The 16,696-nt window shown below is 68.0% G+C and carries 9 protein-coding genes; 5 read left to right on the forward strand and 4 right to left on the reverse strand.

Features of this window, described 5'->3' with window-relative positions; translation table 11 throughout:
* Window positions 1–136 precede the first annotated feature (136 nt).
* Genes eccCa through eccD form a run of 3 tightly spaced genes read right to left on the reverse strand, consistent with a single transcriptional unit; the run spans window position 137 to window position 7,051 of the window.
* Window positions 137–4,159 (reverse strand): type VII secretion protein EccCa, encoded by a 4,023-nt coding sequence (eccCa, locus tag KO481_RS25655; RefSeq protein WP_215920538.1) that lies wholly within the window; start codon window positions 4,157–4,159, stop codon window positions 137–139.
* A complete protein-coding gene (gene mycP / locus KO481_RS25660) occupies window positions 4,149–5,588 on the reverse strand; it encodes a type VII secretion-associated serine protease mycosin (RefSeq protein ID WP_215920540.1) in 1,440 nt (479 codons plus the stop codon). Before mycP ends, eccCa begins: the two co-directional genes overlap by 11 nt.
* Window positions 5,585–7,051: a type VII secretion integral membrane protein EccD gene (eccD, locus tag KO481_RS25665; protein ID WP_215920542.1), complete on the reverse strand. Its 1,467-nt coding sequence runs from the start codon at window positions 7,049–7,051 to the stop codon at window positions 5,585–5,587. The genes mycP and eccD overlap by 4 nt, the downstream gene beginning before the upstream one ends.
* A 137-nt stretch (window positions 7,052–7,188) precedes the next feature.
* On the opposite strand from eccD, the gene eccA reads away from it, so the two are divergent.
* Window positions 7,189–9,024: a type VII secretion AAA-ATPase EccA gene (gene eccA / locus KO481_RS25670; protein ID WP_215920544.1), complete on the forward strand. Its 1,836-nt coding sequence runs from the start codon at window positions 7,189–7,191 to the stop codon at window positions 9,022–9,024.
* A gap of 12 nt (window positions 9,025–9,036) precedes the next feature.
* On the opposite strand, the gene eccB is transcribed toward eccA, so the two are convergent.
* A complete protein-coding gene (eccB, locus tag KO481_RS25675) occupies window positions 9,037–10,455 on the reverse strand; it encodes a type VII secretion protein EccB (protein ID WP_215920549.1) in 1,419 nt (472 codons plus the stop codon).
* A gap of 374 nt (window positions 10,456–10,829) precedes the next feature.
* Here eccB and KO481_RS25680 point away from each other — a divergent pair, with 374 nt between their 5' ends.
* From KO481_RS25680 to KO481_RS25695, 4 genes are read left to right on the forward strand one after another with little or no spacing between them, the layout of a single operon-like run.
* On the forward strand, window positions 10,830–12,827 hold the full coding sequence (locus KO481_RS25680) for a hypothetical protein (protein ID WP_215920550.1): 1,998 nt from the start codon (window positions 10,830–10,832) through the stop codon (window positions 12,825–12,827).
* Window positions 12,824–13,630 (forward strand): ESX secretion-associated protein EspG, encoded by an 807-nt coding sequence (locus tag KO481_RS25685; RefSeq protein ID WP_215920551.1) that lies wholly within the window; start codon window positions 12,824–12,826, stop codon window positions 13,628–13,630. The genes KO481_RS25680 and KO481_RS25685 overlap by 4 nt, the downstream gene beginning before the upstream one ends.
* Window positions 13,623–15,848 carry a hypothetical protein gene (locus KO481_RS25690; RefSeq protein WP_215920552.1) on the forward strand — a complete coding sequence of 742 codons (2,226 nt, stop codon included), beginning with the start codon at window positions 13,623–13,625 and terminating at the stop codon, window positions 15,846–15,848. The genes KO481_RS25685 and KO481_RS25690 overlap by 8 nt, the downstream gene beginning before the upstream one ends.
* Window positions 15,845–16,675, forward strand: a complete 831-nt coding sequence (locus KO481_RS25695) for an ESX secretion-associated protein EspG (RefSeq protein ID WP_215920554.1) — start codon at window positions 15,845–15,847, stop codon at window positions 16,673–16,675. The genes KO481_RS25690 and KO481_RS25695 overlap by 4 nt, the downstream gene beginning before the upstream one ends.
* Window positions 16,676–16,696 lie beyond the last annotated feature (21 nt).

Below are 16,696 nucleotides of genomic sequence, written 5' to 3' on the forward strand. Positions count from 1 at the left end.
GCGCAACACTGGATGGATCCCGAACGCATCCTTCGTCCCGACGGACGCGCAGCTGCCCACACCCCGGTCGCCCGAAAATCCGGGCGGCGCCGGGTGGAGTCCCCGCGGTGGGTGACCGGTCGAGACGCCCGGTGCCTCACTGCGGCGGGAAGAAGGTCACCTGGATCATCTCGTTGCCCCGGCTTCGGGACACGAGCGTGCCGCGGCCCGGGGGTAACGCACTCGAGCGGACCCCTCCGAGCAGCACCCCCTCGTCCTTGGGCGCACTCATCAGCAACGCGCTGACCGACAGATCCTTGAGCGGCCCGAGCACGGGATCGTACAGCGCCCGCGACGCGCCGCCCGCGCGCCGCGCGATGACGACGTGCAGCCCGATGTCCCGGGCCTGCGGCAGCAGCTCCAAAAGCGCCAGCAGCGGGTTGTTCGCCACGACCATCTCGTAATCGTCGACGACCACGTAGATCTCGGGCCCGGTCCACCAGCTGCGATCGCGCAGCTGCTGCGGGGTGATGTCCGCGCCCGGAATACGCCTGGCCAGATATCCGGCGACCTCCTTGAGCATCGGGATCGAGGTCTGCGAGGACGTGGTGTAGCCGGCCAGGTGATCGCCCTCCACCAGGCCCAGCATGGTGCGGCGATAGTCGACCAGGATGACCCGCGCCTCGTCCGGGGTCGACCGTTCGACGACGCCGGCGACGATATTGCGCAGCACCGTGGTCTTGCCGGACTCCACGTCGGCGAAGATCATCAGGTGCGGCTCGGCATCGAAATTCAGTATCACGGGCTGCAACTCGGACTCACCGAGCCCCACGGCGACCCGAGTCGGACCGAGGTCGGCGCAGACGGCCTCGACGGCCGCGGCCACGTCGTCGCGCTTCACCTCCGCGGGCAGCATCCGCACCGCGGGGGCGCGGCGGCCGCCGTAGAGCTCCGCGAACTGTTCCCTGGCGGACGCGACGCCCTCGGCGATGGTCAGGGGATCGGTATCGGAGTCCACCCGCGGCAGCGCCACCAGCATGTGCATGCTGTCGCGGGTGATGCCTCGCCCCGGCCGCCCGATCGGCACGAGAGCTGCTGCGCGGCGGTTCATTTCGGAGTCGCTCGGTTCGCCGAGCCGCAGCTCGAGCCGGGTGCCGATCTGGTCCTTGACGACCGGACGGATCTCCAGCCATCGCGAGGCCGCCACCATGAGGTGGATGCCGTACGACAGTCCCTGTGTGGCAATGGCATTGACCATCGATTCGAGCGGCTCGAACTCCTCGCGGAAGGCCGCCCAGCCGTCGATCACCAGGAAGACATCGCCGAAATGGTCGGCGGAGAGCGGGTATGCGGCCCGGTCCGGCTCCGGCAACCCCAGCAGTTCTGCCTTGCGCATGCGGAATTCGCGCATGCTCTCGATGCCCAGGGCGCGGAATCGCTCCTCCCGCTGCCGCATCAGGGTGGTCAGTTCGGCGATCGTGCGGCGCACGCGATCGCTCTCGAGCCGCCCGGCGGTCGAGCCGACGTGCGGCAGGTCGGTCAGCGCCGCGAGGGTGCCGCCGCCGAAATCGAGGCAGTAGAACTGTGCCTGCTCCGGTGTGTGGGTCGCGGCGGCGGCCATGATGATGGTGCGCAGGGTGGTCGACTTTCCGGACTGTGGCCCGCCGACGACCGCGACATTGCCCTGGGCGCCCGCCAGATCGATGGTGAGCACCTCGCGCTTCTGCTCGTAGGGTTTGTCGATGATGCCGATCGGCATCCACAGCCGCCCGTTGCGATTGCGCGGCGAGCTCCACTCCGGATCGGGCAGCAGCATGTCCAGGCTGGGGGAGACGTCCAGCGGTGGCAGCCACACCTCGTGCGCGGGCCGGCCGTGCCCGCTCAGCCGCTCGACCACGACCTGCAGCATCGTCTTCTCGGGTCCGGCCGGTTCGGTTGTCCCCAACAGGGTGTCGAGGTCCGGCAGCTCCACGTGCGCCGGTTTCGGCGGCTCGGTGATCTCGACCGGGCGCGCGGTGAACAGGGCGGCCGGACGGCCACCGGCCGACATGCCGCCGCTCTGTCGTGCGCCGCGCGCGGACACATAGGGCCCCGACACGTAGGCGCCGTTGAACCGCAACGGATCCGCCGCGTCGCTCTTGAGGTACCCGGACCCGGGCACACTCGGCAGATGATAGGCGTCGGTGATGCCGAGTACCTGACGGGACTCACTGGCCGAGAACGTGCGCAGGCCGATCCGGTACGACAGATGCGAGTCCAGCCCGCGCATCCGGTTCTCCTCCAACCGCTGCGAGGCCAGCAGCAGGTGCACGCGCAGCGACCGGCCCAGGCGCCCGATCATCACGAACAGGTCGGCGAAATCGGGCTTCTGCGAGAGCAATTCGGAGAACTCGTCGACGACCACGAACAGCGCTGGCAGCGGATCCAGCAATGCGCCGTTGGCGCGGGCCTTCTCGTACTCGGTGACGTTGGCGAAATTGCCTGCCGCGCGCAGCAGTTCCTGACGGCGGTTCAGTTCGCCCGCGAGCGCGTCGCGCATGCGGTCCACCATCGAGAGTTCTTCCTCGAGGTTGGTGATGACCGCGGCGACGTGCGGCAGCGGATCCAAGCCGAGAAACGTTGCACCGCCCTTGAAGTCGACCAGCACGAGATTGAGCAGGTCGGGCGAGTGGGTGGTGACCATCGACAGGATCAGCGTGCGCAGGAACTCGGACTTTCCGGAACCCGTTGCGCCGATACACAATCCGTGCGGTCCCATGCCGTTCTCGGCGGACTCCTTGATGTCGAGTTCCACCGGGGTGCCGTCGGGGGTGACGCCGATGGGTACCCGCAGTCGCTCGCGTGTGGTGCGCGGCCGCCACACCATGTTCGGGTCGATCTGCGCGGCGTCGGAGATCTTGAGCAGCGACATCAGCCCCGGATCGGCGCGGGTGTCGTCGTCGAGGTTCAGCACCTCCGCCATGGCGATGCGATACCGGGCGATGTCCCGGGCGAATGCCCTGGCCTGCGCCGGGCGCGTCAGATCCGCCGCGGCGAACTCCTCGGCGCCGACCGCGGACCGGGCGGCCAGCGTGCCGTCGGTCAGCACCAGCCGCAGGCCGCGGCGCACGGCCAGCCCGGTCGCCGGGGCGGTGAGGTCGATGACGGTGACCGAGTCCAGGCCCGCCTCCGCGACCAGCCGCTCGGAGCCGTCGACGAAGCCGTCATCGATGACGACGACCAGGTGCATGCGCCCGGCGGTGGGCGGTGCATTGCGCATGAACCGGCCGCGCTGCGAAAGTTCGTCCGCCAGAGCGCGTTCGAGCTCGGCGAGCGAGCTGTACATCATCCGGGCCTGGCCCATGCCGTCGCGCATCGTCGCGTGCAGGATCTGCGGCAGCCACTTCGCCCACGACCACGCCTCGCTGTCCGGGTCGGCGCACACCACCGCGATCGCCAGGTGGTCCGGACCGTGAAAGGCGGTGAGCTCCATCAGCATCGACCGCATCAGTGCCCGGGTCTGCGCGCGGTCGCCCTCGACGTTGATGGCTGGGAAGGCGCGCAGCGAGATCGCGGTCGGCAGGTCGTGGACCACGGAGTGGGTGCGGACGAATCGGCGCAGGGCGACCGTCGACACCGGTTCCAGATCCTCCAGCGGCCCGGTCTCGGGGCGGGCGAGCTTGGTTGCGATCCTGTGGCTGCCGACGCCGACCCGGACGTGCGCGAAATCGGGATCGTTCGGGCGGCGCTCCCACATCCGACGGGTGCCGATCAGCGATTGCAGGTCGGCCGGGTCGGGGTGACTCCATTCCAGGGCCTCCCGCTGCAGCGCACCGGTCTTGCGGACGTCCCTGCGCAGTTGCTCCAGATAGCGGAAGTAGTCCTTGCGGTCCTCGTTGAGCTCGGCCGCCTTCTTTCCACCGCCGCGCCCGCCCCCGGCGAAGGTGCCCACCATGGACATCACCATCATCATCGGGAACATCAGCGACAGCGGATTGCTCAGCACCCCACGGCCGCCCGTGGTGATCATCAGGGCGACCATGCCCACCACGGCGACGACCATGACCAGCGGCATCAGCTTCAGCAGCAGTCCGCCCGGTATCGTCCGGGTCAGCTCGGGCGGTGGATTCAGGACCACCTCGCCGCCGGGCGCCCGCGGCGGAGCCAGGCGCGTCGTGCGGACGAATCTGTCAGTGCTCATCGGTCGAACTCACACTCATGCGAAATCCTGTTCGGTCGTGCAGCGGCGAGTCGTCCTCGGTCGCGTCGCGCCTGGACCCGCGGCGTAGTGCGGCACCGATCGCGCTACCGAGCGCGAGGGCAACGAGGCAGGCGATCGTGCCGACGGCGGCAATTCGCCTGGGCAGTGGGTCGATTCGGGGCGCCGCCGCGGCGGGCGGAAGTCTTCGGCTCGCGGCCGCGGCCACCGTCTGGCCGGGCAGCTGGGCGGTGAGCGCGGCGACCGCATCCACCGTGCCGTATCCGACACGGTCGTCCCGTCCGGGACCCGGCGCGTGCGCGGTGCGGATGATGCGGTCGATGACCTCCCGCGCCGACAGGCCTGGAAAACGGGAACGCACCAGCGCCGCCACCCCGGAGACGAAGGCGCTGGAGAAGCTGGTGCCGTTGATGGGGTTCGGCGGCCCGTCCTGGGCGGGAATCCCGTCGACCAGGCCGGTCCCGCCCGGCGTGCTGTCGAGCGAGACAAGGTTGGTGCCCGGCGCGGCGACCGAGATCCAGGGGCCGTCGAGCGAGAAGTCCGACACCTTGCCGTCGGGATCGGTCGAGGCGACGGACAGCACGTACGGGGTGAACCACGCGGGGCTGGCCACGGTCTTCACCTGACTCCAGCCGGTGCCGTCGTTCTGCGCCTTGCATGCCCCGTCGCTCTGCACGTTTCCGGCCGCGGCCACCACCACGACATTGTGGTCGTACGCGTATTCGACTGCGGCGCCGAGCATTCCGTCGTTCAGGCGCGCGTCCGCGGGCGCGCACGAGACCTCGGACATGTTGATGACCGTCGCGCCCAGGTCGACCGCGCGCACGATCGCGCTCGCCAGCGTCGTCACGTTGCCGTAGCCGCCGCTGGACATGGCTCCCGGGTCGTCCTGGTGACCGCTGTTCTTGGCCTCGAACTCGAGGCTCAGCTGGCGGATCGACAGAATCGTGGCATCCGGTGCGACGCCGGCGAATCCGTCGCCGGAACTCGGTTGGGCCCCGATGATGCCCGCGACGAAGGTGCCGTGCCCGTCGCAGTCCGAGGTGCCGTCGGAGTTCGAGACGAAGTCGCCGCCGGGAATCAGGTGGGGCAGGCGCGGATGTCGATTCACGCCGGTGTCGATGACCGCGACCGTCTGCCCGCGGCCGCGACTGAACTGCCATGCCGTCGGAAGATCCAGTGCCCGTTGCGCATCCGGTGCGGTACGCGGCGACTCGCGGGTCAGTACCGGCTTCGCGCACAGCGAGCGCTGTTCGGTGGGCTCGGGAGGTTGCGGGGGTCCAGGTCGGGGAACCAGGCGCGGATCCACCACGGGCGGTGCGATGGCCACCGCGGGCGGCGCGGCCGACACCGCAACGAACAGTGCCGCGGCGACCAGAGCTGCTGCGCCCGTACCGAAACCGGCTCTCATAGGTTCCGGGCTGTCGAATAGAGGTCGAGGGACCACAGGACGAGCGGGATCACCGTGACGATGAGTGCGTACTCGGCGATCTCACCGGCCCGCCGGGCCACCGGGGACATATCGATCGACGGCCCCACTATGCCCACGCCGACCGCGATGGCGGCCATGGCCAGCAATATCGCTGCGGCCGTGACCAATTCGGTGCTGTCACCGAGCCCGAGCCCGATCAGCGTGCCCAGGAACGCCGCACAGCCGCCGCCCACGAGGGTCCCCGCCTGAATCAGGTCCGCATAGGCCCGGCCGCGCAGGCACAGAATCCCCGCGACGACGAACGCCAGCGCGACGCCCTGCCAGTGGTGTGAGCTCGGGGCGCCGGCGGTGACGACGGCGGCCGCGACGGCCGCGAGGGTGGTGCCGATAAGCATCCCGGACTGGTATTCGGTTGCGGCCCTGGCCCGTTCGGTCAGACCCATGGCCGAGGCCAGCGCCGTGGCCCCGATCGCGCCGACGCCCTCGATGGTCGGGCGCGGCTCGTGGTCGGCCGGATCGATCGCACCGCCCGCGGTCGGCACGGGTGGCACCGGCAGCCGGGAGGCCAGCACCGCCAGCCGCGCCGCCGCCGAGATCGCGATCAATGCCGCGACCGACACTCCGGCGGCGACCTTGCCGGGTGGAGTGTGCGCGGTCATCATGACCGCCGCGGCCGCCCCGCCGAACAGCGCGACGGTGACCGCGGCGGCGAACATCGTCGCCCCGGTCCGGCTGACGCGGTGTCCCAGCGCCGCGGCAACCAGCAGCACCGCGCATCCAAGGAGCGCGTGCGGGCTCCCGGGTGAACCCGGAATCAGCAGCGCCACACCGGAACTCAACAGCAGCAGGGCGTACAGCGACAGCGCCGTGGACACCGCGGTGAGCGCGAAGACCCGCGCGACGATCATCGCCGCGGCGAACGCGACAATGCCGGTGGAGGTCGCCACGGCGCCCGGGACCACCCCACCCTGATCGCCCTTCGACAGAGCCAGCAACAGGACCGCCACGGGTACCGCGACCATGGCCACGAGCAGCCCGGCCCACCGTGCGGTCGTCGCGGTCCAGCCGCGGAACGAACTCTGCGTCAGGCGCGCGACCGCGTCGATGACATCGTCGAACAGAACAGGAACCGTTTTCGTGCCGACCGAGCGCAGCACCAGCAGCTCACCGTCGAACACGCGCGCCTCGGCGAGCGTCGAATCCGGTTGTATCGCTTCGTGTCCCAGGCGCGCGAGCGTCCAGTGCCGGGTCTCGATCGGGGCGTCCTCGCGCTCGGTGAGGTCCGGGTTGCGCGAGTCGATCAGCGCCACCACATCGGTGATGAACTCGGCGATCGGGACGGTCGTGGGCAGGCCGACATCGATCTGCGTGTTGTCCCCGATTACCGAAACTCGGCACAATTCGGGTTCACCGGCGGCCAACCCTTCAAATGATTCGATCAATTTCCCCGCGTCCCCATGATGCTGAGCGGTCTCCAACAAAGGAAGTGTATCCGAATGGCCGCGGGTAAGCTACGTTGAGTTGTCGGGGTACGTCGGTGCCCAGCCGGTCACGGGAAACACGCGGGAGCTATTCGATAATGGCCAGCATCCAGCAAGCGCAAAAGATTTTCGACGCGGGCGTCCTGTCGCTCGGTCTGTCCGTCGACGGCCGGCAGACCACCCGGAATCTCGAATACGCCAGAAAGGCGTTCCAGCGGACCACGGAGCTGGATCCGGGCATGGCCGACGCGTGGCTCGGCCGGGCCGCGGCGGGCACCCTCACCCGCGAGGTGCTGTTCAATCTGGTCAAGACCAGCGACTCGACGCTGGGCCGGGAGCAGCGCCGGCTCGGCCTGCGCTCGCGTGAGTTGTCCGGGCGCTTCGTGATCGGGCCGTATGTCGACTACCCGTTGGCCACCCGCACCGAGATCTGGCTGGCCCAGGCCACCCGGCTGATCGAGGAGGGCCAGTACGACGAGGCCGAGCGGCTGCTCGACGAACTCGCCCGGCACCGGCGGGCCCAGCCCGCCGCGGAGGATGCCGAGGTCGAGGACCGGATCTGCGGCTACGTCCGCGCCCACCTGCACTTCGTCACCCAGCGCTGGAGCGATGTGATGACGGTGCTCACCGGCTCCGCCGACTGGCCCGACGCGTACCTGGCCGCGGGCGCCAATGTCATGGTCGGCTCGGCGTGTGCGCAGCTGGGACTGTTCGGCGAGGCCAACAGGCGGCTCGAGCTGGCCGAGGGCGGGCCGATTCCCTCGGCGCGGACGACGGCCATGTACTGCCGCGGGCTGTGCCTGCGCGAACAGGGGCACGAGGAACAGGCGCGGCAGCTGTTCGAGCAGGTGTACTCGGAGGCGCCGGACTTCGAGGCCAACGCGGCCGCCATGCGCGATCCGAAATACCGGATCACCATCGTCAGCCGGGAACAGATCGACCGCCGCACCGACCGCTGGGACCCGTCCTCGGCGCCCGACCTGGCCAAGGCCGAGGAGGAGACCCGCGAGCGCGAGCACGAGAATCGCGCCAGGACGATCCTCGAGCAGGCCCGCGCCGAACTGGACCAGCAGGTGGGCCTCGCCGCGGTGAAAACCCAGGTCGCCAAGCTGCAGTCGACGGCGATGCTGGCCAAGGTGCGCGCGGAGAAGGGGCTGGCCAGCGTCCCGCGCGGGCAGCATCTCGCGTTCACCGGGCCGCCCGGAACGGGTAAGACGACAGTGGCCCGCGTCATCGCCAAGATCTACTGGGGGCTGGGGTTGCTGAAGAGCGACAAGGTGGTAGAGGCCAAGCGGATCGACTTCGTCGGCGAGCATCTGGGCAGTACCGCGCTGAAGACCTCGGCGCTCATCGACCGCGCGATGGACGGCGTGCTGTTCATCGACGAGGCATACACGCTGGTCCAGACCGGATTGTCCGGCGGGGACGCGTTCGGTCAGGAGGCCGTGGACACGCTGCTGGCCCGGATGGAGAACGATCGCGACCGGCTGATCGTCATCATCGCGGGCTACGACCTCGAGATCGATCGGCTGCTGGCGGCCAACGACGGCCTGGCCTCCCGATTCGCCAAGCGGGTTAAATTCGAGTCCTACACACCGGCCGAACTCAGCGGAATCGCGCAGGTCGTCGCCCATAAGCGGGATTCCACGATCTCCGCCGACGCGCTGGAGCTGCTGGAACGGGCGTGCGGTCCGCTCTGCGATCAGCCCAGCACCGACTCGAACGCCCTGCGGCGCCGCGGCATCGATGTGGCGGGCAACGGCCGCTTCGTGCGCAACGTGATCGAGGCCGCCGAGGAAGAGCGGGAATTCCGGCTGACCGGCGGCGGTATCGAACTCGATGTGTCCGGGCTGGACGAGTCCGCGCTGATGCGGATCGAGGCGGCCGACATGCGCAAGGCCCTGGACGCCGTGCTCGGCTCGCTGGGTGGCTGACCGGCGCCGGGCTCAGCGTTGATTGGGCCGCGGCAGGGTGTCGTAGGCGGTCTGGGCCGCGTCCGGGGTGAGTTCCGGGCCGGGCACGAGCTGGCCGATGATCTCCCACGGCGCCAGCTTGGGCTTGCCGGTCAGGCCCAGGATGCCGGCGGTGGCCGTGTCCGGGATGCCGTACCGAATGCCGTTGTCGGTGATGTAGAACAGGCTGTCGCGGCGCGTGCTGTCGGGTGCGATGCCGGTCGACTGGACGAACTCGCCCGACGAGGGCGCAAGGTAGGCGGCGTCGATCCGGCTCGGGTCGACGCCGCCGCTGACCATGCCGACCGGGACCGCGGCCGGCGGCATCGGCCAGGAACTGCCCGCGAGCAGGCGCAACGACGCGTTGCCGTCGTCGCTGGAGCGCGACCAGGCGACGCAGGCGACGGGCAGGTCGTCGCCGGACAGGAGGCGGGGACGGGCCGCGGGGAAGGCGCCGAGTGGCAGCTCGCTGACCACCGGAATCCCGCGCAGGGCATCGGGCGGTACCGCGATCACGTCGTCCATGCCCAGCGAGTCGTCATTGCGGATGAAGTCGGCCGCCAGTGGCGAAATGGGCTGCACACCATCTGCCAGCGCCACGTACACGTCGGTGGAGCTGGTGCCGCTGACCCTGATCACCGCGCCGATCTTCACGCCGGGCACAGGACTCGGCTTACCGAGCTGCGGAATGACCGGCGGCGAGAGTGCGGGTATCGGGACGGTGGCGTCCAGCAGTCCGGAACCGATGGTTCGGGGTTCGATGCCCTGCAGTTTGAGCGAGCGCACCGTCGCGTCGTTCGCGAGGTCCACCTGCGCCCGTTTGCCGTCGAAGAGCAGGTAGTTCGTGCCGTTGGAAGCGACCAGCAGAGCGTCGCCCGAGTCGAGCGCCCGCAGGCCGGGACCCAGGGCGGGCCTGCCCGCCACCACGATGCGCGATGCCCCCGACACCGGTGTGACCGACTCGCACATCGTCCAGTCCGAGCTCTTCGCATCCGACCCGGGCAGGGCGTCCGGCGCGCCGGGAATGCCGACCAGCGGGCCGCGCGGATAGCTCGCCAGCTGCGATTCCTTCACCGAAGTGGGGGTTTCCGCGGCGCCGGCGACCAGCCGCGCCGAGGCCAGGTTCAACACCGGATGCAGGGTGCCGTCGCGCAGCACATACAGCGCGCTGCTGTCCTTGCCGACGATGATGTGCGCGTTCCCCACCGCACCCTGCGGACGCAGCAGGCCGAGCACCGCGCAGGCCCCGAGGGCGAGCACCCCCAGCACCATGCTCACCATGAGCGCGCGGAACTGCACCGCCATCGGATCGTGCAGCATCCGGACGTCGCGCCGGATCAGCGCGTGCTCGAACCGCTTCAACAGGAATCGGTACCCGCTGACCTGCGCCCTGGTGGTCAACTGCGTCGGCACGTTACTTCTCCCGGGCTGCTCGGAAATGCTGGAATTCTTTTATTTGGGTCGGGGAGTCCCGCGTAATTATATTGCGGAGCGCCAAGCCGAAACATCCGCGAGTCGGCGGATATTTACGCTCCGCCGGGTGTTTCGAGGAGGGTCTCGTTTCTATTTCCGCGGACCTCTGGGCAATGTGTGCGAGCGCATGTACCGTTTGCGATGTGAGCGAGCGGAATGCGCCGCACGCGGATGCCGAGACAGCCTTGACTGTGGTCGCGGCCGCGCGCGAAATCGAATGGAATCGGAACGATGCGGGCGCCGTCCGGGCGTGCCGTGGGATGGGGTCGGCCGGGGGCGCACTCGGCCACTCGCGCTGAATGACGGGGGCGACGATGTCGAACAAGACTGCACCGGTTGATCAGATCGGGAACACGTGGGCGGGGTTGTCCGCGCAGGCGGCGAAGGGGGAGGTGCGGTTCCATCCGAGCGTCGCGGCGACGGTGGCGGGGAAGATCATCGCTCTGCTCGAGCAGATGTCGCACGTCGACAACCAGATCGCCGGTGGGGGATTCGACCTTCCGAAGGGATCCTTCGGAATGCTTCCCTTCGAGGACAATTCGGCGGATACCGGCGACTTTGGGAGTTCTCTGCGGAGGCCGGGGTCGAGTCCAGGCGAGCAGACCCGACTGATCTACACCACCCTCGCGTCGGACACCCTGAAGTCGAGCCTGGACAGCCATGTCAAGGTGCTCAACGAGATGCTGGACACGTATCTCAACATCGGCCGGATGTATCAGGGCACCGACCACGATTCGGCATCCATCTTCGCTGATGTAGCGAAACGACAAGCAGCACTGTCGAATCCGTCGTCCACGACGCCCAGTGGCGTGGACAAGTTGGACACCTTCGAGAGCCCGACCGTCGACACCGGGGGGCCGAGGAATGCACAGGCCTACGCGGGGCGCCTGGACCACCCCGAGGCGGTCATGATCGGCAAGCCGAAGTACTACGGGGGTAAGAGCGACGACAAGTCCGTCACTCCGCTGGACGCCACCCAATTGAGCTACCACGATCTGTACTACCTCGGGGCGACCATGCAGCCCGACGCGACCAGTCGGACGGCGGGTTTCTGGTGGCAGATGGCGGGGCAGCTGCGTTCGCGATGCGACGACCTGACCACTCTGTTCACCAGTAACGGCGGCAAGAACAGCGTAACGAATGCGTGGGACGGCGCGGGGTATTCGGCTGCCGTGCAGTCGATGTCCGCCTACAGTGGGCAACTCGATTCGTTGACTGGCGGCATGTACGGTGCGCACGGCATGCTGATGCACGTCGCGAGCTGCATGAGCGCGGTGCAGCCGCAGTTGCCGCAGGATCCGAACCCACCGACGCCGCCGGCGACCGTGGTGGGAGGCAAGGTCGAGCAACAGATTCCGGACGGCGGCGACACCCGGCCCTACCTCGCGGCTTATGAGAACGGCTACGCACCCAATGTCGTGACCGATCCGTCGTCGTATGTGCCGCAGATCCCGGTCGCCGCGGCGGTGACGGCCGCATCGGCCAAAGACACGGGTCCGGGCGGTCCGCTCGGTAATCCGCTCGGGGGCGCGAACAACGGCGGTCTGGGCGCGGGCCTGACGCGGCTCACCGGTCCCCCGGTGAACTCGCTGCATACATTCACGGGCACAACGCCGCTCGGGAACCTCAACGGACTGCTGAACAGCGATCCGCCCGTTATCGCGACTCCGATTCCGCCGGGACAGAATCCTCCTGGCCAGAACCCGCCGGGACAGAATCCTCCCGGCCAGAACCCGCCGGGACAGAATCCTCCCGGCCAGAACCCGCCGGGGCAGCAGAATCCGCCTGGGCAACAACAAGATCCGACAGGGCAGAACGAGACTGGACAGCAACAGAATTCGCAGGGCAACGCGCAGAATGCGTTGAGTCAGGCGCAAAATTCCCTGGGGCAGATGAACCCGGCATCGGCACAGGCGCTGTCGCCGGCCGACAGCGCTCTGCGCGACCTGGCGGATGGCCGCAAGGTCCCGCTGAGTGCGCTGAAGGCCGGTGCGTTCGGCGGGCTCGGCGGCGGGGGAGGGGTCGGCGGTGGTCTCGGTGCCGCCGACCTGGCGAAGGAGGCGGCACAGGGCGCCAAACTGTTTCCCCGCGCGCTGGCCGACGTCCAGCAGGACGCGCTGGACGCGCGGGCGGCCGCGGCAGCCCCGGGTGCAACGTCGATGGGCTCCCCCGGAGGCATGGGCGGCATGGGCGGCGCGAAGCAGGGCGAGGACAAGGAACGCAAACGCGCCGAATACCTGTCCTCGAAACGGCACCTGGAAGAGGCCTTCGGCAAGCCGCCCTCGGTCTCGAAACCGATTGTTGAACAGTGATATTGGATACTCAACGCAGCTGGAAATGTGACGACCTGGAGTTCCTGGAGAGGTGGCGCGAGCGCACCGGGGATCGATATCCTCCCTCGCCGTTGGCCTTCCGGACTTCGATCGTGAATCCCGATGAGCTGCAACGGCAACGGGCACAGGCCCGGGAGCGTATGAGCGCGTTCCCGGATCCGGTGCTGGACCAGGTGATCGACAGCATCGCCCGGCCCGACATCCGCGTGACGGCGCGCGCGCTCGGTCCGGACCCGCTCGACACCTCGCGATGCGTGCGCATTCTCGCGACCCGGCGGGGTGGCGACGGGTACATCGTTACCCAGCAGCTGGGCCAAAGTATCTGGCATGCAACGGGATATACGATCGTCGAGTTCCCGGCGACAGCGCTTGCCGAGGTACTGGTGCGGCACCTGCCGAAGGCGGGCCCGGGCCGCCGGGGGGAAGTGGACCTGTCACCGGTGGTGAGTCCGGACGACGTCGATCATTCCCATCATCGTCCGGTGGCGACCGGCTCGGCCGACGACTACGACAGTGACCTCGACCGCGCCAGGGCCTTTGTCGAGGCGGCGACCGATGCCCGCGGCGTGATCGAGATCGAGCAGGGCGCTTCGAAATTCGGCCCGCGCGGCGTGCTTCGGCTCCAACTCGGCTGGCGAGACCTCGCGGACGACGGTCGGTACGCACTGCTCGACGAGAATCCTCCGCTCGCGGTCGGCGTCGACGCGGCCCGGCTGACCGCGCTGATCAACGCCCGGATCATCACGGTGATCGAGACGATTAAGGACGAGAACCTTGCCTGATCCCAGTAGCGGCACGTCGAATGCGTCCGGCAGCGACGGGACCACGACTGGTTCCTCCTCAGGAGCCGACAGCGACCCCACGTATCTCGACACATCTACCGATCCGTCGAGTGTCCTGAGCCCGTGGACCGGCCTGACGGCGCAGCTGAGCGGGAACACGCTGTCGCTCGGGGATGGGAAGACGGTGTCGGTAGCCGATGGTGTGGCGGCCAACTGCGCAGCCGCGGCTTCGGATGCATTGAAGAAAGTGCAGGCCGTGAAACGGGACACGAATGACCTGTACCTGAACGGCGATTCGCCACCGACAGGTATTTTGCCGCCGGGTGATGACGGCACAAATTTGGGTGACACCATGCAACAGGAGTTCAACAAGCAGGCCAACGCTTTCGTCGACTCGCTCGAGCGGCATGAGGCGGTGCTGCAGAGCATGGTCGATACGTTTCACGCCGCCGACCGGGAATATAAGAATACCGATGCCACGAGCGCCGCGGCTTTCTCGTCGATAGACGACGGCGGGCACTCCCCAGTGGACGTTAAACAGGTCTTGACCGCGGTTAAGCAAGGTGATTCGGGGGGGATGCAGCACCTACTCGGTTTTCAACCCACAGGTAGGCAGCAGAGTGACACCCGCACTGTAGCCATTAAGCCCCCGGCGTCGAAAAGCCTTACCGATGATAATTTCAAAACGCTGATCGGGTCGATTCATGATGCGAATATCGAGCAAGTAGCTGGCCGTTGGATGGATCTATTCGGCCTGCTGCGGGATTGTTTCGTCGCTCTGCAGGGCAACCTGAACAAGGTGCTACAGGGCGGCGATTCAACGGCGTGGAGCGGTGTAGGTGCTGCGCAGGCGAACAGGGCATGTCAGGATTACATCGATAGCTCGTCGAATCTGCTGTACAGCATGGCGCTAAATGCCTCGAAGCTCATGGATACCGCGGGCTGGCTGCGGCAATTCCAGGCAGCAATGCTTGCGGATTCCGCTACGTTCGCGGCCCAGTATGCACATGTCTTAGAAAGTGATATGGGTCAATTCATCGCTTCTGTCATGGATGTGGGTCCGGCCTGGCGCGATACTTATGACAGCATCTACGCGCCGGGGGCTGTCCAGAGTATGTCGAAACTCCCGGTGGCACCGCTGCCGGCGGATGTCGGCGGCGGCGGTGCCATGTCGAATGCGGGGTCGGTGCTCGGCGCGGCGAATGGCGCCGCAAATAGCGGAGATTTGGCGAGTCTGCTCGGCCTGACGCCGAACCCGCAAAATCAGTCGAATCAGAACCAGCAAAATGGGGATGCCGCCACAATCGCCGCGTTGGAGAAACGCTTGGGGCTGCCGCAGCCGGACGCCGCCAACATACAGTCCGCCAACGGTGCGGCAACAGGCGGTCAAAATACATCGAACGGTGACGCTACGGGCGGGGCGGTCGCCGGGAGCGCTGGGGGTGTCGATGGCTCTGTGGCCTCGACAACCCATAACTCGACGCCGCCGGGCAAGACAACTCCGCCGGGCAAGACACCGCCCCCGGGTAAGACGACACCGCCTGGTAAGACGACACCGCCTGGTGGGACGACACCGCCCGGCGGGACGACACCGCCCGGCGGGACGACACCGCCCGGCGGGACGACACCGCCCGGTGGCACGACACCGCCCGGTGGCACGACACCGCCCGGTGGCACGACACCGCCCGGCGGGACGACGCCGCCTGGTGGAACCACGCCGCCCGGCGGGACGACACCACCCGGCCAACCCACGCCGGTGGAACAACAGATCCTCGCCGAGCTGCAAAAGATAGATACGGAGCTCGGCCAAATGCCGTCCGCCGCCGCCGGTCAAACGCTCGCTGGGCAGATCTCCGATCCTTCGGTGGCGGCCGACCAAGGCTCCGCGGGTCTCAGCGCGCTGGCGAATATCGGGCAGCAGGTGACCGGCGTTGTCCAGCAGTTCACGAACCTGGTGGCGCAGGAGGTCCAGCAGCTGACACCGTCCATCGAACAGGCACTGCAGGGTCTCGGGCACCACGATCCGGGCCAACCGCCCTGGGACACAGGCGATCATCCTGGGACACATGCTGGAGCGAACCCGGGGAGCGGAACCGTCGTCGACGCGCCGGTCGCGGCGTCCGCACAGCCGGCGCCCGCCCCGGCAGCCGGCGGAGTGGCTCAGAGCGATGCGGGCTCGCAGGTCGCTGCCTCGCCGGAACCGTCGGTCGACGCATGATCAAGACCTGGAACCTGACCGATACCGAGCTCGACGTCCGGTGGTGCGAGCTCTCGGGTCAGAGGAATCTGCCGCGGCCGTTGTATTACACGACGCGGATCGTGACGGACGCGGAGTACCAGCGGGAGGTCAGGTTCGTCAGTGAACAGTTGAAGGGCAAGCTGGATGCGTCCTTCGACGCCGCGCTGAGCATCATGATCGATCCCGATGTGCGCGTGGGGATCCACGGGTTCGACGGCCGGGAGCCGCGCAATGCGGCCGCCCGGATCAGGGTCGCGGCGGCTCGCAAATGGGAGCGGTGTGTGGTGATCACCCAAATTCCCGGCGAGACGATCTATCACAGCGGCGGCTATGTTGTGCGCGAGTGCTACGCAACGGAATTGGCCCGGATGCTCGCCGAGCAGCTGCCCGAGATGGATGCCGGCCGTCAGGGCCGGGTGGAGTTGGCGGACGTCGAGGACCAATCGTTCGACGACGAGTGGTCCGATCCGGACTACCGCGGCGTCGCCGAGCGTTCCGAGGCATTCCGGAGTGCGCCGGCGACGACGGTCGGCCTGTTCGAAATCGAGCAGGGCAGTTCGCGATTCGGGCCGCGTGGGGTATCGCGCCGCATCCTCGAATGGCGTGACCTGGTCGACGACGGCCGGTACGTGATCGATGACAACCGCACGGTCGCGGTTCCGGCCGATCGGGATCAGCTGCGGGTCATGATCAACAACGGAATCGGCACGATCATCGGCATGATCGAGGACGAGACCGGCGTCGGTGGAAGCCTGCGCTCGGTGTCCGATTCCGGACGCGTGTCGGTGACCGAAGAATCGTGGTGAACGGCATGGACATCGCTGAGA

Source organism: Nocardia albiluteola, assembly GCF_018860155.1.
GTDB classification, from domain to species: domain Bacteria; phylum Actinomycetota; class Actinomycetes; order Mycobacteriales; family Mycobacteriaceae; genus Nocardia; species Nocardia albiluteola.